The sequence below is a fragment of the Amycolatopsis sp. NPDC003731 genome (assembly GCF_053586895.1).
In genome coordinates this window covers 40,931-64,675 of sequence record NZ_JBSFNC010000017.1, presented here as the reverse complement: position 1 = coordinate 64,675, position 23,745 = coordinate 40,931, and the positions used below count along the sequence as shown (strand labels likewise).

The 23,745-nt window shown below is 72.0% G+C and carries 18 protein-coding genes; 9 read left to right on the top strand and 9 right to left on the bottom strand.

The features are described 5' to 3' along the window. Positions 1-109: 109 nt before the first annotated feature. Positions 110-2,710: a hypothetical protein gene (locus ACWDN5_RS10155; protein WP_449675890.1), complete on the bottom strand. Its 2,601-nt coding sequence runs from the start codon at positions 2,708-2,710 to the stop codon at positions 110-112. 66 nt (positions 2,711-2,776) lie between these two features. Further along, on the bottom strand, positions 2,777-4,231 hold the full coding sequence (locus ACWDN5_RS10150; protein WP_449675889.1) for a cellulose binding domain-containing protein: 1,455 nt from the start codon (positions 4,229-4,231) through the stop codon (positions 2,777-2,779). Positions 4,232-4,398: 167 nt separating this feature from the next. Here ACWDN5_RS10150 and ACWDN5_RS10145 point away from each other — a divergent pair, with 167 nt between their 5' ends. Then, a complete protein-coding gene (locus ACWDN5_RS10145) occupies positions 4,399-4,899 on the top strand; it encodes a SigE family RNA polymerase sigma factor (RefSeq protein ID WP_310971950.1) in 501 nt (166 codons plus the stop codon). Next, a complete protein-coding gene (locus ACWDN5_RS10140; RefSeq protein ID WP_449675887.1) occupies positions 4,899-5,942 on the top strand; it encodes a hypothetical protein in 1,044 nt (347 codons plus the stop codon). Before ACWDN5_RS10145 ends, ACWDN5_RS10140 begins: the two co-directional genes overlap by 1 nt. 200 nt (positions 5,943-6,142) lie before the next feature. Here the strand turns inward: ACWDN5_RS10140 and ACWDN5_RS10135 are convergent, their stop codons facing one another. Then, positions 6,143-7,273, bottom strand: coding sequence for a cytochrome P450 (locus ACWDN5_RS10135; protein WP_449675885.1), 1,131 nt, complete (start codon positions 7,271-7,273; stop codon positions 6,143-6,145). 9 nt (positions 7,274-7,282) lie between these two features. After that, the gene (locus tag ACWDN5_RS10130; protein ID WP_310971953.1) at positions 7,283-7,801 is read right to left on the bottom strand and encodes a helix-turn-helix domain-containing protein; all 519 of its coding nucleotides are present in this window, start codon (positions 7,799-7,801) and stop codon (positions 7,283-7,285) included. A gap of 53 nt (positions 7,802-7,854) precedes the next feature. Here ACWDN5_RS10130 and ACWDN5_RS10125 point away from each other — a divergent pair, with 53 nt between their 5' ends. Then, positions 7,855-8,229 carry a MerR family transcriptional regulator gene (locus tag ACWDN5_RS10125; RefSeq protein ID WP_449675884.1) on the top strand — a complete coding sequence of 125 codons (375 nt, stop codon included), beginning with the start codon at positions 7,855-7,857 and terminating at the stop codon, positions 8,227-8,229. Positions 8,230-8,327: 98 nt separating this feature from the next. Continuing rightward, entirely contained in the window at positions 8,328-9,251 is a 924-nt protein-coding gene (locus tag ACWDN5_RS10120; RefSeq protein ID WP_449675882.1) for a quinone oxidoreductase family protein, read from the top strand. 82 nt (positions 9,252-9,333) lie between these two features. On the opposite strand, the gene ACWDN5_RS10115 is transcribed toward ACWDN5_RS10120, so the two are convergent. Continuing rightward, on the bottom strand, positions 9,334-10,815 hold the full coding sequence (locus tag ACWDN5_RS10115) for a non-reducing end alpha-L-arabinofuranosidase family hydrolase (RefSeq protein WP_449675881.1): 1,482 nt from the start codon (positions 10,813-10,815) through the stop codon (positions 9,334-9,336). A gap of 344 nt (positions 10,816-11,159) precedes the next feature. Between ACWDN5_RS10115 and ACWDN5_RS10110 the strand changes: the two genes are divergently transcribed. Next, on the top strand, positions 11,160-13,607 hold the full coding sequence (locus ACWDN5_RS10110; protein ID WP_449675879.1) for a glycoside hydrolase family 3 N-terminal domain-containing protein: 2,448 nt from the start codon (positions 11,160-11,162) through the stop codon (positions 13,605-13,607). Between the two features lie 48 nt (positions 13,608-13,655). Here ACWDN5_RS10110 and ACWDN5_RS10105 read toward each other — a convergent pair whose 3' ends face one another. Further along, entirely contained in the window at positions 13,656-14,345 is a 690-nt protein-coding gene (locus ACWDN5_RS10105) for an SDR family oxidoreductase (protein WP_310971958.1), read from the bottom strand. 144 nt (positions 14,346-14,489) lie between these two features. On the opposite strand from ACWDN5_RS10105, the gene ACWDN5_RS10100 reads away from it, so the two are divergent. Beyond that, positions 14,490-17,507: a DEAD/DEAH box helicase gene (locus ACWDN5_RS10100; RefSeq protein ID WP_449675878.1), complete on the top strand. Its 3,018-nt coding sequence runs from the start codon at positions 14,490-14,492 to the stop codon at positions 17,505-17,507. Next, positions 17,500-18,231, top strand: a complete 732-nt coding sequence (locus tag ACWDN5_RS10095; protein WP_449675877.1) for an SWIM zinc finger family protein — start codon at positions 17,500-17,502, stop codon at positions 18,229-18,231. Before ACWDN5_RS10100 ends, ACWDN5_RS10095 begins: the two co-directional genes overlap by 8 nt. A 140-nt stretch (positions 18,232-18,371) precedes the next feature. Here ACWDN5_RS10095 and ACWDN5_RS10090 read toward each other — a convergent pair whose 3' ends face one another. The 3 genes from ACWDN5_RS10090 to ACWDN5_RS10080 all read right to left on the bottom strand — a co-directional run bounded on the left by ACWDN5_RS10090 (position 18,372) and on the right by ACWDN5_RS10080 (position 21,651). After that, entirely contained in the window at positions 18,372-19,814 is a 1,443-nt protein-coding gene (locus ACWDN5_RS10090) for a glucosaminidase domain-containing protein (protein WP_449675876.1), read from the bottom strand. A gap of 17 nt (positions 19,815-19,831) precedes the next feature. Continuing rightward, positions 19,832-21,229, bottom strand: a complete 1,398-nt coding sequence (locus ACWDN5_RS10085; protein WP_449675875.1) for a CHAP domain-containing protein — start codon at positions 21,227-21,229, stop codon at positions 19,832-19,834. A gap of 128 nt (positions 21,230-21,357) precedes the next feature. Further along, positions 21,358-21,651 (bottom strand): hypothetical protein, encoded by a 294-nt coding sequence (locus ACWDN5_RS10080; protein ID WP_449675873.1) that lies wholly within the window; start codon positions 21,649-21,651, stop codon positions 21,358-21,360. A 217-nt stretch (positions 21,652-21,868) separates the two neighbouring features. Between ACWDN5_RS10080 and ACWDN5_RS10075 the strand changes: the two genes are divergently transcribed. After that, complete coding sequence (locus ACWDN5_RS10075; protein ID WP_449675872.1) at positions 21,869-23,002, top strand: sensor histidine kinase; 1,134 nt, start codon at positions 21,869-21,871, stop codon at positions 23,000-23,002. Continuing rightward, positions 22,999-23,679 carry a response regulator transcription factor gene (locus tag ACWDN5_RS10070; RefSeq protein ID WP_310971966.1) on the top strand — a complete coding sequence of 227 codons (681 nt, stop codon included), beginning with the start codon at positions 22,999-23,001 and terminating at the stop codon, positions 23,677-23,679. Before ACWDN5_RS10075 ends, ACWDN5_RS10070 begins: the two co-directional genes overlap by 4 nt. Positions 23,680-23,745: the final 66 nt, after the last annotated feature.

Here is a 23,745-nt window from a genome sequence, read left to right as displayed (position 1 = left end):
GCCGGCGAAGACCGGTCGGATGCCACCCGCCGGAATGTCGTTGCGTCGTACTGTGGTCGAGCATGCGGCCCCACTCCCCAGGGGGGAGCAGGGCCGCAGGCTCACGCGGTCAGTGGACGTACACCGAGTACCCGATGCCACCCGACCTGCCGCCGTCCGCCGTGTTGCCTCGGACGAACACCGCGTAGGTGCCTCGCTCGGGCGGGGTCCACGTCATCGTCCCCGCGCCCGCGCCGTCCGCCGGCACGGTGGTCTCCGCGGTCTCCACACCCCGGTCGTTCCGGATGGAGTACGTGTACGAGACGATGCCCGGCATGCCCGGCGTGAAGGTGAACGTCCCCGGCACACCGGCACCGCCCGACCACACGCCCTCCGGGTATTCCCGAGACGACACGTACGGCGCGCTCAACACGTTGAAGTAGTACGTGCTCTCCTGCGACGACACCTGGCCGGCCGTCACCGTGCGCACCCGCAGGTTGTGGGAGGCCCAGCCGTCCGGGGGGAGCGGGGGAGTCCAGGGCAGCGCGGCGCGTCCGTTCTCGGCGGCCAGCTGCTGGAACGGACCCCAGTCGAACGAGTACTCGAACGTCACCGCGCCCGGCTGGCGGGCTTCGAACGCGAAGGTCCCGGGGAACACCCGGGCGTTCGGCTGGAACTCCTTCGAGGTCACCGTCGGCCCGTTCGTCACCGTCCAGGTGATGTTGTCCGTCGACGACCACACACCCGCCGTGTTCCTTGCCCGTACCAGCATCTCGTAGTCGCCGATCTTCGGCGGGGTGTAGCTCACCGTCGCGGTGGTCCCGCTGACCGGCACGGTCCACCTGGTCGCCGGGTCCGCCGCCAGCCAGTACTCGAACTCCACCGCGTTCGGCATCGGGGTGGTGAACGTGAACGTGGTGGCCCGGCCCTCCGTCCCGATGTCGCCCTGGTAGCCGATCTCCGGCCGCCAGGTGTTGAGCGACAGCCGTTTCTCCGCCACCGGGGACAGCCCGCCGGACGCGTCGCGGGCCTGGACCCGCAGCAGGGTCTGGTCGGCCGAGGTGAACTCGACCGGCAGCGCGGCGGTTCCGTCGGCCTTCGCCTTGACCGTCCACTTCGTACTCTCGGCACTGGCGAACCAGTAGTCGTACTCGGCGACGTGCGGCATTCTCGGGGCTGCCGTGTACGTGGCCGAGGTGCCCAGGTCGACGTTCTCGGGCCCGCTCACCACCGGTGAAGCATCGACGAAGAATCGGTACTCCCGCTCCGGCGACTTCCCGCCCGAGGCGTCCGTGCTGCGGACGAACAGCACGTGCTCACCGCCGGTGGCCGGTGTGATCGTCACCTCGGCGACGCCACCTTGGCCGGCCGGGACCGTGGCGGACGCGCCGCCGTCCAGCCGGTGGTCGTACGCCACGACGTTCGGCATCCCCGGCGCGAAGCGGAACACGCCCGGCACGCCGATGCCGCCGTCCGGGCCGCCCTGCGGCGGGTAGCGGTCGGACGTGACCGTCGGCCGCGTCTCCTTGACGATGAACGTGTAGTAGGTGCTCAGCGAGAGGTTGCCCGCCCGGTCCCACGCCCGCACGACCACCGACTGCCAGCCGGCGGCCGTCGGTGTGAAGTCGACGGTGGCCTTGCCGTCGGGGCCGGCGGCGATCTCCCGCGTGTTCCCGCCGAAGTTGTAGTCGTACTTCGCGACGTCGGAGGATCCGTTGGGGGAGAAGGTGAAGGTGCCCGCCACCCCGATCCCGCCGCCCTCGGCGCCCGCCGGGTACGTCGGGGAGACGACGGCAGGCGCGTTCGGGTCCGTGTTGTCCACGGTGAACCGGCACGGGCCGGCCGTGGCCGACTTCGCCCCCCAGCTGTCCTGGGCGTACACCTCCCACGCGTAGGTGCCGTCGGCGAGGTCGGAGGTGTCCGGGTACGCCGTGGCGGGGTCGCCCCACCCGGCACCCGTGTGCCGTTGCGCCGGGTTCGCCACCGGCCACCACGTGAACTGCCCGGACGTCAGGTCGCCGTTCGGGTCGGACACCTTCGCGCTCAGCTTCAGCTGCCAGCTCGCGAGCGCTCCGGTGCCGTTCTTGGCACAGGGTGCGTCGTTGGCGCGGAGATCGGTCGGCTTCGCGGGCGGCGCGTTGTTGACGACCCGCAGCGTCGGCGGAGCCTCGATCAGCCGGTAGAACGCCGGGTCCGCCTCGTGGGCTTCGGCGACGCGGAAGCCCAGCGTGAGGTGACGCGCTTTGTGGGCGACCGCGTCCCGCACCGCGGAGGTGACGTCGAACGTGGCGTGGTTGTCGATGCAGGTGCCGTCACCACCCCTGGACGCCACCCGGGTCTGCTCCGCCGGGCGGTTCTGCCAGGCCGACTGCTGGGTGTAGGCGGAGGTCCGCCACACCTCGGTGGCGCGGCTGTCGCAGTCGACGTAGTGCGTCTCGCCGGCCGACAGCAGCACCGTCGTGAACGGCGCACCCCGCAGCGAGCTCAGGTCGAAGTCCACATACGAGCGTTGGCGGTGCGGTGTGGTGTCCCAGGTGCCGATCGGCAGGCGGTCGCCCGGCTTGAAGTAGGTGGTCGTCGGTGCCGCCGAGTCGACGTAACCCCAGGACGTCGCGGACAACGTCACCTCGGAACGTTGTTGACCAGGCGTTTCCGCTGCCGCGATCGCGCTGTCGGTGACAGTGAGCGCGAGCGCGACGGTGAGCAACGTCAGCGATCTTCGTAAGGTCATGCTGGCCCTCCCTTGTTTCCCTGCATGCGGGAGGTACACGCCTGAACGGGAGGATTGGTTGCCGGCTCACCACGTGAGCGGGAGGGTGGCGAGGTAGTCGGTGAGCAGCCCGGAAATGATGCGGTGGTCGTTGCGGGAGAAGTGCCAGTCGCACCCGAGGTGGTCCAGGCGCGGGTCGTCGAAGTTCCAGAACCGGACCCGGCTGTCGCCGCGGGCGTTGCGGTCGGTGACGACCTGCTGGGCCTGGGTGGCGAACAGGTTCGTCGCGCCGACGACGATGATCGTGCCGGTGCCGTACTGCGCGCGGAGCTTGTCGAGGAAACCCTGGTACGCGCTTTGGTACGCGGCGATCAGGCTGTCGGCGGTCCACGGCTCACCGGAGTGCAGCGCCGTGCTGAAGTCGTTGGTGCCCAAGGCGACCACGACCAGCTGCGGCCGCCAGGTGGCGGGGTTGTGCCACACGTCGCCGGAAACGTTCTGCAGGGTGCGGTCGTAGTAGGTGCGGAAGTCGGCCCCTGGGTCGCCGCCGTTGTAGTTGCGGACCATGCCGCGGCCGGAGTACGCGTTGACCTGGTAATCGGCGTTCAAGCCGTGGGCGGTGAGGGCGCCGTAGCTGATGTCGGTGTTCGTGTTGCGGTCGATCCCGCCGTTGGCCGAGCAGTCGCGGGTGGTGGAGAGGTCGCCGTAGCCCGCGGTCAGGGAGTCACCGATGAACTCGATCTGCCGGGTGCGGGCGGCGGGTTTCGCGAGGATCTCACCGCCGGGTGCCGCGGCGAAACCGTCGAACTCGCCGGCGACCCACGGGCTTTCGGTGCGTTTGACCAGCCGCACGTTGTGTTCGGCGTCGGTCAGCCCCCGGATCTGGCGCGTGGTGCGGCCCGGGGTGACCAGCGTGGCGACCGTGGTGCCGTCGACCTGGATGTCGTAGTCGTTCCGGGTGTCATTGAGCCGGACGTCGACGCCGGTGCCGCGGAAGCGGCCTTCGAAGGAGATGCCGGGCCAGGTGTACTGCGCGGCACCGGCCGTGGTCTTCACCCGGCCCACCGTGTACGCCCCGGCCAGCGGGTCCGCGGGCGGTGGCGACGTGGTCGTCGTCGGGGGGACGGGACCGTTGCACGGGGTGCCGTTGACGGCGAACCCGGCGGGGACGGGGTTGGTGGAGGTCCACGAGCCGGTGAACCCGAACCGGGTGCTCGCGCCGCTGCCGAGGGAGCCGTTCCAGGCGGCGTTGCCGACAGTCACCCGGTCGCCGGACTGGGCGATCGTGCCGTTCCAGAGCTGGGTGACGCGCTGGCCGGCGGGGAACGTCCAGGTCAGCTGCCAGCTCGCGACCGGGTCGCCGAGGTTGGTGACGTCGACGTCCGCGCTGAAGCCGCCCTGCCACTGGCCGGCGACCGCGTAGTCGACCCGGCAGCCCGTCGCGGCGCGGGCGGCGGGAACCGCGCCGACGGTGACGGCGGCGGCCGCAACGGCCAGGACACCGGCGACGGCGGCCGGCCGGGATCGGCGGGTGGTGTGCATCTGCGTTCCTCCGAGAACAGGCAGCGGACGGGACGGGCCGGTTCTGGAAGCGCTCTCAGGGCGATCTTATCCGCTGCGCCGCCGAACCTGAATGCCTTGGTCAGCCGAAACGCGGAAAGTTCCGCGTGGCGGTACACGGATCGTGCGCGGGAGCAGTCTTCGTAGTGATGGCTGACTACGAAGACTTCGTCCGGGCGCACCTGCCGCGGTTGCTGCGCTACGCGACGATGCTGGCCGGGGAGCGCGAGCAGGCCGCCGACCTGGTGCAGGACGTGCTGGTCAAGGTGTACCGGCGGTGGTCGCGGATCAGCGACGCCGAGCACCCCGACCGGTACGTCCTGCGGATGGTGACCAACGACTACCTGTCCTGGCGGCGCAGCCGGTCGGCGCGGCTGATCGCCGTGGGCGACCCGCCGGACGAGGCCCGGCCGGACGACTTCGCGTCGGACCACGCGGCACGCGAGGACATGTGGCAGCGCCTGGCGCGGTTGCCCCGGCGCCAGCGCGCGGTCGTCGTGCTCCGGTACTACGAGCAGCTCCCCGACGCCGACATCGCCGACCTGCTCGGCTGCGCCCAGGCCACCGTGCGGGCCCACTCCCGCAAGGCCCTGACCACCCTGAGACACGGCCTGAGCCTCGACCGGATGGCCCAGGCCAAGGAGAGCTGATGGAGATCGAGAACTTGATCAAGGACACCTTCGCCGCCCACGAACACGACGTCCCCGACAGCGACCGGGTGCTGGCGGCCACGCGGGAGCGCCTCGACCGGCGGCGCGCCGTGGTGAGCCGTCCGCTCGCGGCCGGTGCCGCGGTGGTCCTGCTCGCGCTGGGCGCGGTCGCCGTCGTCGCGCTGAACCGGTCCGAGCCGGACAACCGGGTGGCCACGGGCGCCGGCCCGAGCAGTGCTCCGGCCGCCGCCGAGGCGCCGGCCAAGCCCGGCATCGCCGAGCTGGCCATGCCCTACTCGCTCGGCTGGCTGCCGCCGGGCAAGGCCGGCTACCTGGTGCGCCGGATCAACATCGGGGGCAGCGCGGCGAACCCCGACCAGCCGGTCTACGGCGGCGAGTACATGCTGACCGTCACGTCCGGGCGTCAGGTCCTGCTCGTGGACGTCCAGGAAATGCGGTCGATGCCGATCAGTGGCGCCGCCTTCAAGTCCGGTCCGGGCCGGCCCGTCACCATCGGCGGGCGCGCGGGGGTGGAGAGCTCGAACTCCGGCGGCCCGGGCGGTTACGAGGTGTACCTGACCCACCCCGCCGGCGGCTCGCTGTACGTCAACGTGGCCGCGCAGCCGGGCAGCACGGCGTCGGCGCAGCAGCTGACCGACGCGGGCCGCCGCGTCGCGGAGAACGTCACCTTCCCCGGCACGACCACCGTCGCCCCGGCGTTCGGCCTCGGCAAGCTGCCCGACGGCCGGCGGATGTGCACGTTCGACATCGAGGAGCACGGCCCGGGCGGGGCGCGCACGAGCTACTCGGTGGGCACGTGCAGCACCCTGCCGCCGATCCAGGTGCGCAGCGACGAGGCCGACCGGGTGCGCGGCACCGCGGGCGAACGGGTCCAGGGGCACGAAACCCGCTACGAGGAGGAGAAGGGCTACCACACGCTCTGGATCCTCAAGGCCGTCCACGGCGCACCGATCGCCGTCGCGGGCCCCGGCCCGCGGGCGGAGCTGTACGCCATCGCCGAGCACCTCGTCCTGCCCCGCTGAGCGGCCGCGGGTCCTCTTCGGACAGACCGAGGAGGACCCGCGCTCCGTTCGGAGTGACGGGGAAGCCGCTGCCGAAGCAGCCCGTGTGGTCCTGCACGTTGCGGCCTACGTCGGGCAGGTCGGGGGTGCGAGCGGACGCCGGCCGCGCTGCTGCTGCAGCGCAAGCCCTGGCGCTGCGTCACCTTGCCCCGAGGCGGGCGTCACCACCGGAGGGGCACCGCCGCCGGGCCGTGCAGGGACACGAACATCCGCCTCCACTCGAGCTCGCCGACCGGCACCGCCAGGTGCAGCTCGGGCGCTGCCGACAGCAACGCCGTCACTCCGGCCCGCAGCTCCGACCGGGCCAGGGCCGCGCCGAGGCAGTGGTGCGGGCCGTGGCCGAAAGCCAGGTGCCCCGGCTCCCGTGCCGGATCCACCCGCTCCGGGGCGGGGAACCGGCGAGTGTCGTGGTTGCCCGCCCGCAAGGCCCCCAGCACGAAGTCGCCCGCGTGGATCGGGACGCCGCCGATCTCGGCGTCCTCGACCGCCACGCGGCCCTGGTCGGCGGCCGAGCCCGGGTCCTGGCGCAGCAATTCCTCCAGCACCGCCGGGATCGAGGCCGGGTCGCGGGGGAGGGCCGGCTCGGCCGCCAGCCGCAGCACCGCCGTGGCCAGGGCGTTGGCCGCCGGGACGTAGCCGGCGATCAGGATCGCGAACGCCAGCTGCGTGACCTCCTCCGGGCTCACCTCCGCCTGGAGGAGCCCGGTCAGCAGGTCCTCGCCCGGTGTGCGCCGCTTCGCCTCGACGAGCTCGGCGAGGTACTCGCCCAGGTTCCGGGCCGCCTCGGCCATCTCCGCGTAGTCCGGCGCCGTGAACACCGCGACGACGCCGTCGGCCCACGCCCGCAGGTCGTCCCGGGCCTCCGGTGGGACGCCGAGGAGCTCGTTGAGCACCGCCAACGCGAACGGGACCGCGTAGCCGGCGAGCACGTCGGCGGGCTGCCCCTGCGCGAGGAACTTCGCGGCCGACTCCGCCGCGAGCGCCTCGACTCGGGGACGCAGCCGCTCCACCCGGCGCGGGGTCAGCGCCTGGGCCGCGGCGCGCCGCAGCCGGGCGTGTTCCGGGCCGGACATCGTGAAGAGCAGGCCACCGCCCTCGGTCGCGGGCGTGCCGGGCAGCCACGGCCGGAACCGCGGATCGGTCAGCAGCGCGCGGATGTCGGCGTAGCGCGTGACGAGCCAGGCGTCTTCGCCGGTCGCGAGGCGCACGCGGCCGACGGGCTCCTCGTCCTGCCGCCGGGCGAACTCGGCCGGGCAGCGCAACGGTGCCGCGTCCGCGAACGGGTAGTGCATGGGATCCCCCTACTTTTCCGGTTCACCGGCCGCTTTCCGGGCCAGTGAGTGCAATGGCACGAGCGTGGCTTCGCCGGTCACGCCGAGCGCGCGTGCGGTGAGCAGCCGGTACAGCTCGTCGGCGGCTTCGACCAGCCGCGCGGCCCGCGGTGCGACCGATTCCGCGTCGGGCTCCGCCTCGGCGAGGGCCGCGGCGAGCACCTCCTCGGCGTCACGGCGCTGGCGCTCGGCCACCGCCTCGACCAGTCCGGCCACCGGGGTGACGAGCGTGCGCCGCCGGTCGGCCGGGTCCGGGCCGGTGTTCAGGGCGCCGCGCTCCCGCAGCTGGGCGACGGCGGCGGAGACGTGGCTCTGCGCGAAGCCGGTGCGCGCGGTGAGTTCGCTGATCGAGATGCCCGGCGCTTCGACGAGCACCGAGATGACCACCAGGTAGATCTCCGGCACCTCGGGATCGGCGTCGTCGCGCATGCCCCGGGCGGCGAGCTCCATCAGGTGCTTGCCGAGCAGGTACAGCTCACTCACCTTCACATCGGAAACGATACATCGATAGTGATGTAATTGCCACGGGTAGCCTCGCCGGTATGAGGATCGGGGAGCTGTCGCAGCGCACCGGCGTGAGTTCGCGGTCGCTGCGGTACTACGAACAGCAGGGCTTGCTGACCAGTGCCCGCTCCGACGCCGGGCAGCGGCACTATTCCGACGCCGAAGTGGAGCGCGTGGGGCTCATCCGGCAGCTGTTCGACGCGGGGATGTCCAGCCGGGTGATCGCGGCCGTGCTGCCGTGCGTGGAAACCCCGGGCGATCCGGACGTCGTCGAGGCGGCGTTCGCCACGATGGCGCGGGAACGCGACCGGATCGACGCCGAAATCGCCCGCCTGACCGAGGCCCGCAACGCGCTCGACACCGTGATGGAGGCCAACCGGCGGCACCAGGCGGAGCTGGTGGCCCGGGTGTGACCTGCGCCTCGGGTGGTTGCCCCTGACACCGGTGTCAGCGGTGAGCATGGCCGCAGGGCCCGGAACCGCCGGGCCGGTCACCCGGAAGGCAGCAGGAAATGGGACAGGCGTGGGGTTTCGGCAGGCACGGCGGGCCTGAGGTGCAGGAGTTCTTCGAGCGGCCGGATCCCGTTCCCGGTCGCGGCGAGGTGCTGATCCGCGTCGACGTCGCCGGGGTGAACCCCCTCGACCACCTGGTGCGCGCGGGCGTGGTCCCCGGTCTCGACGGCGGACGGCCGTTCCCCCGCGTGCTGGGCATGGAGGCCGCGGGGACCGTGCTGGCCCTGGGCGAGGACGTCGACGGGCTCGAGGTCGGCGACGCGGTCTTCGGCTTCGCGCTCACCGGCGGCGGCACCTACGCCGAGACGACGGTGCTCTCGGCGCCGAACACCGCCCGCATCCCGGCGGGCCTGACGGCCACGGTGGCGGCGACGCTGCCGGTGGCGGGGACGACCGCGGTGGACGCGCTCGACCAGCTCGGGCTGCCGGCCGGCGCGGTGCTCCTGGTGAACGGGGTCGGCGGCGGGGTCGGTCTCGCGGTCGCCCGGCTGGCCGCCGCGCGCGGGCTGCGGGTGCTCGGCACGGGCAGCGCCGCCAAGCGCGAGCAGGCCGAAGCGGCCGGGGCGCGGTTCGTCGACTACACCGCCGAAGACGTCGTCGCCACGGCACGCGAGCTGGTTCCGGACGGCTTCGACGGGATCGTCGACCTGGTGGGTGGCACCTCGCTGCGGACGGTCGCGCCGCTGGCCCGCGATCCCCGCAATGTGATCGCGGTGGGGGACATGTCGGTGCCCGAGCTCGGCGGGCGGTTCGTCGAGCGCCGCCTCGACCGCGAGAACCTGGAGCGGTCCGCCCGGCTGGCCCTGGACGGAGTGCTGGCCCCGGTGATCACGGCGGTCCACCCGCTTTCCGACGCCCCGGCCGGCCTGGCCGCCGTCGAGAACGGCCACGCTGCGGGGAAGGTCGTGATCAAGGTGGCGTGAGCCGCCCCGCCGGCTGCGAGAATCCGGCGTGGCCGGGAGAGCGATCATGCTCTCCCGGCCGATCCGAGCCTGCCCGGTGGTGCTAGCGCTGCAGGGTCAGCACTCCCGGCTTGTAGGGCAGCAGGCCGTAGTCGACGCCGTCGGAGGCGGGGTCGCGGCCCTGGTAGAGGAACTGAAGGTTGCAGGGGTCGATGGTCTTGGTCTGGTCGGGGTTGGTGCGGACGAGGTCGCCGTGGCTGATGTCGTTGGTCCAGGTGGCACCGCTGTTGGCCTTGCCGGCGAAGGGGTTGCTTTCGGTGGCGGCCTGCGGGGTCCACGTGCCGCCCAGGCTGGTGGCGGTGAACGAGCGGAAGTAGCGGCGCTCGTTCGTGCCCCGCGCCTCGACGATCATGAGGTACTGGTTCTGGTCCTTGACCTTGTAGACCTCGGGCGCTTCGAACAGTTTCTGCGGGGTGTCGCTCATGATCTTCGTGTAGTTCGAGCCGAAGGTGCCCGGGAAGTTCCCGATCGGCATGGTGGCGCGGTAGATGCTGCCGTTGTCGTCGGCGAAGAACAGGTACATGTTCGTGCCGTCGCCGATGAGGGTCTGGTCGATCGGCGCCCCGCTGGGGAGGGTGCCGGTGAACAGCGTCTGCTGCGCGGACCAGGCGTTGGGGTTGGTGGGATCGCTCGACGTGCGGTAGGAGAACGTGTCGGGCCAGCCCCACTGGTAGGCGAGCACCCAAATGTTCTTGGGGGCGAAGTAGAACAGGGTCGGCGCGACGGCTCCGAAGGACATGGTGCTCTGGCTCGCGGTGGCCATGTCGGACCAGTTCGTGAACGGGCTGAAGCTCGTGGACTTCCAGGCCGATCCGGTGTCGTGCGTGGTCGCGTAGACGACGTGCTTGCCGTTGTACACGACGTTCGTGAAGTCCTTGAGGGAAACCCAGCCCTGCTTCGGGGTGGCCAGCGGGCCGGTCGAGCTCCAGCGGTAGGTCGAGGGCAGGGTGCAGGCGCTCGTGGCGCCGCCGTCGACCTGGACGAGCTGCCACTGCTGGGCGGTGCCGGTGGAGCCGGTCTGCTGCACGACGCCGGCGCCGTCGGCGGTCGAGGCACCCTGGATGTCGAGGGCTTTGCCGCTGTTGCGGTTCACCAGCCGGACGTACCCGCCGCCGGCGTCGGCCACGCTGAACTGCTGGTTGGCGCCGCCGTTGGCGGCCCACTGCACCACCGGCGCGCCGTCGGCGGTGGACGCGCCTTGGACGTCGGCGAGCTTGCCGGAGTGCCGCGCGCGCAGCTGGTAATTTCCGCCGCCGGTGTCGGTGAACTGGAACTGCTGGTTGGCGGCGTTGGTCCGGCTCCACTGGATGAGCCCGGCGCCGTCGGTGGTGGCGGCGCCGGTGACGTCGAGCGCCTTGCCGCTGTTGCGGTTGACCAGGACGTACCAGGCGGAGGTGTCCACCGTGGCGGCCGAAGCCGGGGTGGGGGCCACGGTGAGCAGCCCGGCGACGGCCGCCACCACGGCCGCGGCGGCCGGCCAGGGCCGGTGCCGCCACCTGGTGGCGCGCGCGATTCCGATCGGCATGGGGATCGTTCCCTTCGTCGTTGAGGGGGACATCGAGGTGCTGTTAGCGCTAACATCAAGCGGCGCGCTGGGTGCCGGGGAAGGGGTGGCGGGAGGGGTAGGAGGTCGACCGGGGTGCGTCCGAACGCACCAGAGGACTGTGAACGACAACGTCCGCGGCGTCAAGACCGGACGGGCAGGTTTCGCCGGAACTCCGGCTCGACGCGGCGGAGCGAGCCGGGGGTGGCGGTCACAGTAGACGGTCCCGGCCGCCGTTCGGCGGTTTTACCGCCTTGCGGAAGGTGCCTACGGTGCGCTCGCACCCATGCGGCCGGTCCGTGCCGACCACGGCTGAAGGAGGTCAGGTGTTCCGCAAACACAGACGCAGTACCCGCGCCACCGTCACGGTGCTCGCGGCGGCGGTCCTGCTCGCGGTTCCCGCGTTCGCCGCCAGTAGCAGTGCCGCCCCCGATCCGGGGCTCGCGCCCTGGATGGATGCGCGGCGCCCGGTGCCGGCGCGGGTGGAGGCGTTGCTGCACGTCATGACGCTGCCCGAGAAGGTCGGCCAGATGGACCAGCAGCTGGTCACCACGTTGACCGACCCGAACGGGACGACGTGCGGGAACAACGGATTCAACCTCCCCAATCCCGAATGCATGCGAAAAATCCTGATCGACGCCAACGTCGGCTCGATTCTCGCGGGCGGTACCGAAAATCCGGTCGACACCACCGGCAGGGGCGGGGTGGGCAACACCGGCTACGACTGGGCCACCGAGTACAACATCATCCAGCAGTACGCGATCAAGAATTCGCGCCTGCACCTCCCGGTGGTGTTCGGCGTCGACGCGGTGCACGGCTTCGGCCACCCGTGGCAGGCACCGCTGTTCCCGCAGTCCATCGGCATGGGCGCCACCTGGGACCCCGGGCTCGCCCGGGTCGGCGGCAAGGCGACCGCGGACGCCCTGCGCGCCACCGGCTGGACCTGGAACTTCGCCCCGGTCCAGGACATCGCGCGCGACAACCGGTGGGGCCGCACCTACGAGACGTGGGCCGAGCAACCGGTCCTGTCGGCCGCGATGGGTGCCGCGAACATCAAGGGCATGCAGACGCCCGGAAAGCGCGGTGAGCTGAACGTCAGCGCCACGGTCAAGCACTTCGCCGGCTACTCGCAGTCGATCAACGGCCACGACCGGGCCGAGGAACTGCTCCCGATGAACTACCTCCAGACGACGATCCTGCCGCCGTACGCGGCGGGGATCGACGCCGGCGCCGGGACGGTGATGGTCAACTCCGGGTCGATCAACGGCGTGCCCGCCACCGCGTCGCGCTACCTGCTGACCGACATCCTGCGCAACCAGATGCACTTCCAGGGCGTCGTGATCAGCGACTACCAGGACGTCACCGCGTTGCAGACCGCCTACCACATCGCGCCGGACCTGCCGGGCGCCATCGCCGCCGCCGTGAACGCGGGCGTCGACATGAGCATGCAGGTCTCCGACGCGGCCGGGTGGCAGGCCGCGATCCTGCAGGCCGTCGACACGGGCAAGATCTCGCGCGCGCGGATCGACCAGGCCGTGCGCCGCATCCTCACGCTGAAGTTCCAGCTCGGCCTGTTCGACCAGCCGTGCGTGGCCGACCCGGCGAAACCGTGCGTCGACGCGAACGCCGCCAACGCCGCCGTCACGGCCGGCCGCGATCAGACGCTGAAGGCCGCGCGGGAGTCCATCACCTTGCTGCGCAACGAGAACAACGCGCTGCCGTTGCCCGCGGGCGCGAAGGTCGTGGTGACCGGCCCGAGCGCGGACTCGATGACCAACCAGCTCGGCGGCTGGAGCGTGAGCTGGCAGGGCGTGGCGGGTGCCGGGCACGTGTGCTGCATGGGCCCGGACAACCAGATCCCGCCGGGCACCACCGTGCTGAACGGCATCCGGGCCGCGAACCCGGCCGCGGTGTACGCGCCGGACCAGGCGAACGCCGTCGCGGCCGCGGCGGACACCAGCGCCTACGTGGCGGTGGTGGGGGAGAAGGCCTACGCGGAAGGACTGGGCGACAACCCGGCGCCGGCCCTGGCGCCGGACCAGCAGGCCCTGATTTCGGCGCTGGAGGCGACCGGCAAGCCGGTGATCGTCGTGGTCGTCGCGGGCCGGCCGGTCGGGCTGGGCCCGGCCGCGAAGGCGAACGCGGTGCTGATGGCCTACCAGGGCAGCACGGAAGCCGGCACGGCCGTGGCGGATGTGTTGTTCGGCAAGGCGAACCCGGCGGGCAAGCTGCCGATCAGCTGGCCGTCCGACGCCCCGGCCGTCGGCGGTGACTTCGCCGGCACGGCCCCGTCCCCGCTGGGGGACCAGCCGAAGTTCTTCGACCAGCTGCCCAGCACGGCGTCCGGTCAGGGCAACGCGTACAACCCGCAGTTCCCGTTCGGGTACGGCCTGTCGTACACGAGTTTCACGCACACGAACCTGGCGGTGACACCGAAGATCGGCCGCGACGGCACAGCCACCGCGACGTTCACCGTCACCAACACCGGAACCCGCGCCGGCACCGACATCGTGCCGGTGTACGCGGCCCAGCCGGTGAGCCCGGTGGTGGTCCCGCCGCAACGGCTGGTCGGCTTCGCCCGGGTGACGCTCGACCCGGGCCGGTCCCAGGTCGTGCGCGTGTCCTTCCCGGCATCGGCGCTGGCCACGAGCGCCGGGGACATCAACGCGTCCGGCCCGCCGGTCGTGCTGCCGGGCAGTTATGTGTTGCAGCTGAACAAGAACAGCACGACACCGTACTCGGTCGACGTGTCGGCGCCGTTCGTGATCCAGTAGCGCCGGGGTTGGTTTGCGGGGCGGCGCGTGCGTCGCCCCGCAAGCCGGTCACGCCGGGCGGACGAGGATCTCGTTGACGTCCACAGTAGACGGTTGACCGACCGCATAGAGCACGGCCCGGGCGACGTCGGCGGGATCGAGCTTGGGGTCACGAGACCGTTCGGCCGGGATGCCGCCGGTGTCGACCAGGCCGGGCTGGATCAGGGTGACGCGGACGCCGGTGCCCACGCACTCGGCGCGGATGTTCTGGGCCAGGCCGGTGACGGCCCACTTGGTGGCCGAATACAGGTTGCCCGGGCGGATTCCGCGGCCGGCGGCCGAGCCGGTCAGGACGAGGTGGCCGCCGGATGCCACCAGGGCCGGGAGGGCGGCGCGGGCGGTCAGTGCCGGGCCGTACACGTTGGCCAGCACCATGTCCCGCCACTCCTCCGGCGGGGCGCCGCCCTCGCCGAGGAAGGAGGTGACGACGCTCGCGCCGGCGTTGGCGAAGACGACGTCCAGCCGGCCCCACGTGTCCCGGACCCGGGTGACGAGCGCGTCGAGCCGGGCCCAGTCCGTGACGTCGCAGGCGGCCGGCCACACCCGGTCGGCGTCGCCCAGCCGGGTGGCGAGGTCGGTCAGACGCGTCTGGTCTCGCGCCACGAGGACCAGGCGGTAGCCGGCTTCGGCCGCGAGCCGGGCGGTGGCAGCGCCGATGCCCCGGGAGGCGCCGGTGATGAGGAACACGGGATCGGTCACCGGCGCACCCTAGCCAACCCGTGGCCTTCACCGCGGTGCGCGAGCACCTCCGCCTGATCGAAGACCGCACCGCGGCCGGCCCGGATCCGGGCGCGTGCGACGATCGGGGCGGAACCCGGACCCCGGACGAAGGAGCTCCAGACCTTGCCCTTGGTGCACGCGCTGTGGTCGCCGGGCCGGGGTCTGCTGCTCTGGGCGGAGCGCGACGGCGGCCCGGCCGGCACGTCGAGCCGTTCGACGCGGATCGCGCTGCCGCACCCGTTCGCGGTCTCCGGCGCGCACCTGACCGCCCTGCACCCCGGCAAGCCCGCCTCGGCCACGGTGCTGCTGCCGTCGCGGGCGAACCGGCCGCTCGCCTCTTCCGAACCGGCCGCGGACGGCCGGCGGCGTGGCCCGGCGCCGTCGCTGCGGCCGTGGTCGGTGCCCGCGCTGATCGTCGACGCGGCCGAGCTGGACGACCTCGACGACTCGGCCTCCTACGGCGCCTCGGTCACCCACCTGCGGGCGGTGGCCCACCTGGCCGCGGACCTGGTCCGGCGCGGGCGGGTGCTGCCGACGCTGGTCCGGCAGGGCGACGCGGCGGACGCCCGCTGGCGCCCGGTGCTGCAGGGCGTGGATTTCGTCGCGTTCGACGCCCTGGTCGCGGCCATGCCGCCGGTCGGACGGGCCGAACAGATCGCGCCGCTGACCGGGGCCTCGCCCCGCGCGCTCGTCACCGATGCCCTGCACACCCTGGTCGACGCCGCGGTCCGGGACCGGCTGGCGCGCGCCGATCCGCCCGTCGACCTGGGCGGGGGCCGGGGCGTGACCGGGGTGTGGCTGTCCGCGCTGCAGGGCGGCGCTCCCCGCGTCGAACTGCCGCTGGACGAGCTGGGTGTCCTGGCCGACGCCGTCGCGAAGTGGGACGAGGTCGCCGACACCGACGTCGTCGACGGCCGGGCGTGCTTCCGGCTGGCCGAAGTCGGCACCCTGCGGCAGCCGGACGCGGACGACCCCGACGACCAGACCGGCGACGGCACCAAGTGGCAGCTGCAGTTCCTCCTGCGGGCCACCGCCGATCCGAGCCTGCTGCTGTCGGCGGGGCAGATCTGGTCGGGCGAGGCGCACGGGCTGGTCCGGGACCCGAAGGGACTGCTGGTCGCCGAGCTCGGCCGGGCCGCGCTGGTGGCTCCGATGCTGGCGCCGGCCTTGCGCCGGACCCGGCCGTCCGAGTACGACCTGAGCGTCGAAGAAGCCGAGCAGTTCCTGATCTCGGAGGCCAACCGGCTGGTCGAAGCCGGGTTCGAGGTGCAGCTCCCGGCCGCCTGGGACGGCCGCCGCCGGCTGGGGCTGCGCCTGTCCGTCCGCAGTACGCCCTCCGAGCAGGTCGTCGCCCGGGTGGGCCGCGACGAACTGGCCGCGTTCCGCTGGTCGGTCGCGGTGGGCGACGACGAGATCGGCGAGGAAGAGCTGGCCCGGCTCGTCGCGGCGAAGTCGTCGCTGGTGCGGCTGGGCGGCAGGTGGATCAGCGTCGACGCCGACCGTCTTCGCGCTGGTCTCGAATTCCTGCGCCGCGACCCGCACCGGAGCACCCCGCGCCCCACCGCGGCCGACCTGCTGGAGCTCGTCCACCCGGGGCGGGAGACACCGCTCCCGGTGACCGACGTCCGGGCCGGCGGCTGGGTCGGGGACGTCCTGTCCGGCCGGGTCCAGGAGGCGCTGCGACCGGTCGAGCTGCCGTCGTCGTTCCGCGCCACGCTGCGCCCCTACCAGCAGCGAGGGGTCGCCTGGCTGGCGTTCATGTCGGCGCTGGGGCTCGGTGCGTGCCTGGCCGACGACATGGGCCTCGGCAAGACCGTCCAGACGCTGGCGCTCGAGGCCGTCGAACGGGCGCGGGGCGATCGGCGGCCGACGCTGGTGCTGTGCCCGATGTCGCTGGTCGGCATGTGGCAGCGCGAGGCGGCGAACTTCGCTCCGGACCTGCGGGTCCACGCCCACCACGGCAGTGCCCGCGCGCACGGGGACGCGCTCGCCGCGCAGGTCGCCGCGGCCGACCTCGTCGTCACGACCTACGCCACCGCCACCCGTGACGCCGGTGAGCTCGCGAAGTTCGGCTGGCGGCGCCTGGTGCTCGATGAAGCGCACGCGATCAAGAACGCCGACACCGCAACCGCCAAGGCGGTGCGGCGGTTCCCCGCCGGGCACCGGCTCGCGCTGACCGGCACCCCGGTGGAGAACCGGCTGGCAGACCTCTGGTCGGTGCTGGACCTGCTCAACCCGGGGCTGCTCGGCAGCAGGTTCGAGTTCCGGCAACGGTTCGCGGCCCCGATCGAGCGCACCGGCGACACCGCCACGGCCGCCGCTCTGCGCCGGATCACGCAGCCGTACCTGCTGCGCCGGGTGAAGACGGACCCCGTGATCGTTCCCGAGCTCCCGGAGAAGATCGAGATCCGGCAGGAATACCGGCTCACCCGCGAACAGGGCACGCTCTACAGCGCGATCGTCGACGAGATGATGACGAAGATCCAGAACAGCCAAGGCATCAAGCGCCGCGGCAACATCCTCGCCGCGATCACGAAACTCAAGCAGGTCTGCAACCACCCCGCGCACCTGCTGCACGACGGCTCCCCGCTCGGGGACCGGTCCGGCAAGGTCAGCCGCCTCCAAGAGGTCCTCGCGGAGATCCTGGCGTCGGGTGACCGGGCGCTGTGCTTCACGCAGTACACCGAGTTCGGGCACCTGCTCGTGCCGCACCTGGCGGACCGGCTCGGCACCGAAGTCGGGTTCCTGCACGGCGGCCTGGCCAAGGGGGCGCGGGACGCGATCGTGGACCGCTTCCAGTCCGGCGACGGGCCGCGGGTCCTGGTGCTGTCGCTCAAAGCCGGCGGTTCCGGGCTCACGCTGACCGCCGCCGGCCAGGTCCTGCACCTGGACCGCTGGTGGAACCCGGCCGTGGAGAACCAGGCGACCGACCGGGCGTTCCGGATCGGGCAGCACCGCACCGTCCAGGTGCGGAAGTTCATCTGCCCCGGCACCATCGAAGACCGCATCGACACGCTGATCGACCAGAAGCGCGCGCTCGCGGGAATGGTCGTCGGCGAGGGGGACAGCCGGCTCACCGAACTGTCGACGGACGCGCTGCGCGGAGTGCTGGCCCTGGGGGAGGAGGCGATCGATGACTGAGCCGCTGCCGTGGTGGCCGGCCCGCTTCATCCGGGCGCTGACGGCGATCGGTGTCCTCCTGCCCGCGAAGGGCCGGGGCGACGTCGTTGCGCTGGAGGTCGGCGCCGGACGCGTCGACGCCGAGGTGCGGGACGGCCGGAGTCACCAGGTGCGGATCGGGCTGACGGCGTTCGGCAAGGCGGACTGGGCGGCGATCACCCATGCCCTGGCGGCCAAGGCGTCGACCACGGTCCAGCTGCTCGGCGGCGAGCTGCCCCGTGACGTCGAAGAGACGTTCAAGGCGGTCCGGCTGCCGTTGTTCCCGTCTTCGGCGCGGGAGGTGTCCCTGGACTGCACCTGCCCGGACCCCGAGGTGCCGTGCGGCCACCTGAACGCGGTGTTCGCCGCGCTCGTTTCGCGGGTCGGCGAGGACCCGTTCACCGTGCTGGCCCTGCGCGGCCGGAACAAGGAAATGGTGCTGGAGGAGCTGAAGAACCGGCTCATCTCGGCCGAGCCCCTCGACCCCGCCGACCGGTCCCCGGCGCTGGCCGAAGTCATGGACACGTTCTTCGCCGGCGGCCCGGCACCGGGCCTGGGCGGGGCGGCACCACTGCACGGACCGCGCACGCCGTCGGACGCGCTGCTGAACCAGGTGCCACCGTTCGCGATCACCGCGGGCGGCGAGGATGTCGTGGAGCTGCTTCGGCCGGTTTATCGGGCGCTCGCCGGAGAAGACGGAATTTAGCGTCGCTTGTTCTTCGGGGGCCTCCACCGGCCAGGTCGGGATGTGTTCTCAGGCGTCCAGGCACGAGCGAGAGCGGGTCCCGCTGCCCAGGAGGACAGCGGGACCCGCTCGCACTGCTCAGTCCGTCGCCGCGGAGCGGCTCAGGCGACGGGGTCGGACTCGACGGTCCAGCCGTAGAGGCCGATGCCGTTCTTGGCCAGCGCCCGGCCGGTGTTGTCCAGGATCATCTGGACCCCACCGTTGGTCGCGATCTGCTTCGCCACGGCGTCGGTTTCGACCGTCCAGCCGTAAAGGCCGATGGTGTTCTTGGCCGACACCACGCCGCTGCGGTCCAGGATCATCTGGGTTCCGTCGGATCCGGCCGCGATGTCGGTGACGACGGCGTCGGTTTCGAAGGTCCAGCCGTAGAGGCCGATCGTGTTCTTCGCCCACACCACCCCGGTGCGGTCCAGGATCATCTGCGTTCCGTCGGAGCCGACGGCGATCTTGCTGACGACGGCGTCGGTCTCCACCGTCCAGCCGTACAGGCCGATGGTGTTTTTCGCCAGCACCGTCCCGGTGTTGTCGACGATCATCTGGACGCCGCCGTTGGTGGCGATCTGCTTGACCACGGCGTCGGTTTCGACCGTCCAGCCGTAGAGACCGATCCCCTTCTTCGCTGAAACGACACCGGTGCGGTCGAGGATCATCTGGGTTCCGTCCGACCCGACGGCGATGTCGCTGACGACGGCGTCGGTTTCGACGGTCCAGCCATAAAGCCCGATGCCGTTCTTCGCCAGCACGGTCCCGTCCTTCATGAGGATCATCTGGACGCCGCCGTTGGTCGCGACCTTCTTCACCCCGGGGTCGGTTTCCACCGTCCAGCCATAGAGGCCGATGCCCTGCTTCGCCAGCACCGTCCCGTTGCCCTTGGTGCTCAACAGCATCTGCGTCCCGTCCGATCCGACGGAGATCCCGGGGCCGGTCGCCGGCACGTTGAACCGGTACAGGTCGTAGGTCCGCATCAGGCCGATGATCTTGTCGGCGTAGGCCGGATCGGTGGCGTACCCGGCCTTCGCGACCTCGCGGACGAACTGGTCGGGGTTGCCGGTGTAGTCGAACGCCGGCCGGTAGCGGGAGTTCGAACGCAGGAACAGGCCGTGGTCCCGGAACGAGTCCGTCATGGAGGCGTAGACGCGGAACGACGCGATCACGGTGTGGCAGTTCGGATCGCATTCCGTGGTGGACAGGTCCTGGCAGCCGGTCGCGATCGGGCCACGGCCGCCGCTGCCGCACTTGATGCCGAAGTAGTTGTTGCCCGGCGCGGCCTGGCCCCAGGCGGACTCCTGGATCGCCTGGGCGACGGTGACCGACGCCGGCACCCCGAACTCGGCTTGGCCCGGTTGCGCGGCCGGACCCGCGACGTCGATGAAGCCGGTGTCGGCGGCCTGCAGGTCGGTCGGGATGGCCCCGTCGCGCGCCGCGTCGGCGATGACGGGCGGGCTGCCGGGCGGGGCGGCGAGTGCGGGGTCGGTGGCGGTGAGGGAAAGCGCGGCGGCGGCGGTCAGCAGCAGCGCGTTGCGGTACCAGGTTCTCATGGTCATCTCGGGTCTCCGCGCTCTCAGGCGATCGGGTCGGATTCGACGGTCCAGCCGTAGAGGCCGATGCCGTTCTTGGCCAGGACCGTGCCGGTGTTGTCGAGGATCATCTGGACGTCGCCGTTGGTGGCGATCTGCTTCACGACGGCGTCGGTCTCGAAGGTCCAGCCGTAAAGGCCGATGGTGTTCTTGGCCGAGACGACGCCGCTGCGGTCGAGGATCATCTGGGTTCCGTCGGATCCGGCCGCGATGTCGGTGACGACGGCGTCGGTTTCGAAGGTCCAGCCGTAGAGGCCGATGGTGTTCTTCGCCCACACCACTCCGGTGTGGTCGAGGATCATCTGGGTGCCGTCGGAGCCGACGGCGATCTTGCTGACGACCGCGTCGGTCTCCACCGTCCAGCCGTACAAGCCGATGCTGTTCTTCGCCAGCACCGTCCCGGTGTTGTCGACGATCATCTGCACGCCGCCGTTGGTCGCGATCTGCTTCACCACGGCGTCGGTTTCCACGGTCCAGCCGTAGAGACCGATGCCCTTCTTCGCCGACACCACGCCGGAGCGGTCGAGGATCATCTGGGTTCCATCCGACCCGACGGCGATGTCGCTGACGACCGCGTCGGTTTCGACGGTCCAGCCATAAAGCCCGATGCTGTCCTTGGCCAGCACGGTCCCGTCCTTCATCAGGATCATCTGGACGCCGCCGTTGGTCGCGACCTTCTTCACCCCGGGGTCGGTTTCCACCGTCCAGCCGTAGAGGCCGATGCCGCGCTTCGCCAGCACCGTCCCGTTCCCCTTGGTGCTCAACACCATCTGCGTCCCGTCGGACCCCACCGAGATCCCGGGACCGGTCGCCGGCACGGGGGCGGTGAGGCCGACCGGGCTGACGAAGCCGCTGATGCGCTGGCCGGCGATGGTGGCGCCGACCTGGCCGTAGCCGGACGAGTAGGCGACCGTCGAGGTGGTCGGGCTGTCGCCGAAGTTGCCGTTGATCACCTGGATGCGGCGGTCCGCGTCGACGGCGGTGACCATGCCGACGTGGTCGGCGTAGTCGACGCCGTTGAAGTTGTAGACCACCGCGTCGCCGGGCTGCGGCACGTAACCGGCGTCGGCGTGCAGGGTGCCGTTGCGCCGGCCGTAGAGGTAGAACGAGCCCGCGCCCGCGGTCAGGCCGTCGATCTTGAGGCCTTCGTTGCGCCACACCCACTTGAGGAAGTCGGCGCACCAGGCTTCGGCGCTGCAGCTGGTCTCGTAGCCGCGGGTGCCGAGGCTGTTGGTGTCGCAGTAGTGCTTGCCGAGGTTGGCTCTGGCCAGGCCGACCACATCCTGGGCCGTCGCTGCCGACGCCGGCGTGGCCGCGACCGAGACCACCGCCGCGGCGGCCAGGACGGCGGTCAGAAACCGGGTGAACGCGGTGCGTGACATTCGGGGCTCCCCTTCGAGGCTGGCGGATCGTCTGGGCAGACCATGACGTCCCCGGCTGCGAAAAACCTCAAAGGCGGCCTTCAGGATCTTCGGAGCCCGCGCCGGCAAGGGCGCGGCCGGCCGCTCGCTCAGGACTCTTCGGCGAGCAGCTCCTCGATCCACCGGTGTGCCGTCGCGCAGGCCTCGGCTTCCGTGCTCCGGAGGTGCTCGACGACTTCACCGCCGGACCACAGCATGAGCGCGACCGTGCCGGGCCGGATGGGGGTCAGGCCGATGAGGCGGCGCTGCCCGTTGCCCTCGACGACCCGTTCGGCGGTGAGCCAGCGACCGGTCGTGCCGGTGCGGGTGACCGTCCAGGCCGGGTCGGCGGCGAGCTCGGCCACCGACCGGGGTACGAGTTCCACGGACTGTTCGTCGGGCACGTCCACCAACCTCGCCTGGTCGCCTCACCCGGTGATGCACCGGTGAATCCCAGGTTAACAACGCTTGACCCGGTTCTCCGGGATCCGCTGACCTCCCCGCGCCCGTTGCCGGGCTACCCGTGCCTGCGAGGCGGCGGGTGCGGGCGCGCTGAAACGGCGACGCCGGGTCGTACTTTCGGGCGATCTGGGCCGCCCGGTCCTTTCGTACCATCAGCGGGTGACCGCTGTGCTCCGCTCGCTGTGGGACGAACCCCGCCCGCCCGATCCGCCGTCGCGGGTGTGGCGCGACTGGGTGCTGCTCGGGGTGCTCGGGACGGCGGTGGCCGCCGAGGGCCTGTTCCGGCCGGACATGCCGTGGCGGGTCGTCTCCGTGCTCGTCGTCGCCGCCTTGGCGCCGACGTTGCTGTGGCGGCGGACCAGGCCGTTCCCGATGTTCCTCACCTCCTTCGGCACGACGTCGGTGGTCATGCTGCTGACCGGCGGGGCCGCCCCGTCGGCGTACGCGACGGCCGGGCTGCTGCTCCTGGCGTACTCGCTGGCGCGGTGGGGTGCGGGCCGGGAAATCGTGCTCGGGCTGGGGTTCGTGCTGGCCGAGACCGGTCTTTCGGTCGCACTCGGGCAGGAGAGCGCCGCGGACGCGGCGGGCGGGATGGTCGTGCTGTTCGCGGCCGTCACGCTGGCCGCGGCGTTGCGCTACCGCGCCCGGGCGCGGCTGCGGGAGCTGGACCAGGCCAAGCTGCTCGAGCGGGAACGGCTGGCCCGCGATCTGCACGATACGGTCGCCCACCACGTCTCGGCGATGGCGATCCGCGCCCAGGCCGGCCTCGCGATGATGTCGACGCGGCCGGCCGCCGCGGCCGAAGCGCTGGAGCTGATCGAAGCCGAAGCGGCGCGCGCTCTCGACGAAATGCGCGCCATGGTCCGAGTCCTGCGCCGCGACGAGCCGGCCGACCTCGCCCCGAACCCGCGGATCGCCGATCTGGAGCGGCTCGCGAGCCGGGCCCGGCCGTCGGTCGACGTGACGGTCTCCGGTGACGTCGGCGACCTGCCGCCGTCGATCGGGAGCGCGATCTACCGCCTCGCCCAGGAATCGGTCACGAACGCCCGGCGCCACGCCCGGCACGTGACCCGGATCGAGGTCCGGGTCACCGCCGACGACGAAGCGGTCCGGTTGCGCGTGAGCGACGACGGGGAGCCCGGCCTCGTGCGCCCGGCGCCCTCGCCCGGCTACGGGCTGGCCGGGATGATCGAGCGGGCCGGCCTGCTCGGCGGGACCTGCGAAGCGGGCCCGGACCCGGGGCGGGGGTGGACCGTCACCGCCGTCCTGCCCCGCGGCGGGGCGGTGGCATGAGCATCCGCGTGCTCGTCGCCGACGACCAGGAGATCGTCCGCACCGGCCTGACGATGCTGCTCGACTCCCAGCCGGACATCGAGGTCGTCGGCGAGGCCGCCGACGGCGAGGCGGCCGTCGAATTGGCCCGGCGGCTGCGTCCGGACGTGTGCCTGTTCGACATCCGCATGCCCGGCACCGACGGCATCGAGGCCACCCGCCGCCTGGCCGGGCCGGGCGTCGAGGACCCGCTCGCCGTCGTCGTCATCACCACGTTCGACCTCGACGAGTACGTCTACGCGGCGCTGCGGGCGGGCGCGCGCGGGTTCCTGCTCAAGAACGCCGGCACGCAGCTGCTCGCCCAGGCCGTCCACGCCGCCGCGAGCGGCGACGCCCTGATCGCGCCCAGCGTCACCGCGCGGCTGCTCGACGCCTTTGCGGGCACCGGATCCGAGGCGCCGAGCCAGCCCGTCGAACCCCTCACCGACCGCGAGGAACAGGTCCTGCTCAGCGTGGCGCGCGGGCGGACCAACCGCGAGATCACCGAGGAGCTCTACATCACGCTCAGCACGGTCAAGACCCACATCGCGAGCCTGATGGCGAAGCTCGGGGCCCGCAACCGCGTCGAGATCGCCATCTGGGCCTACGAAACCCGCCGCGTCCCCAAGGCGGCACCCGCGCCGCGCCGAAAGTACTAGAACGGGGCCGTACTTCGGGCCGGTCGAGGTCCGGCCCGTGGACCGATGAGCCGCGGCCCGCCGGCG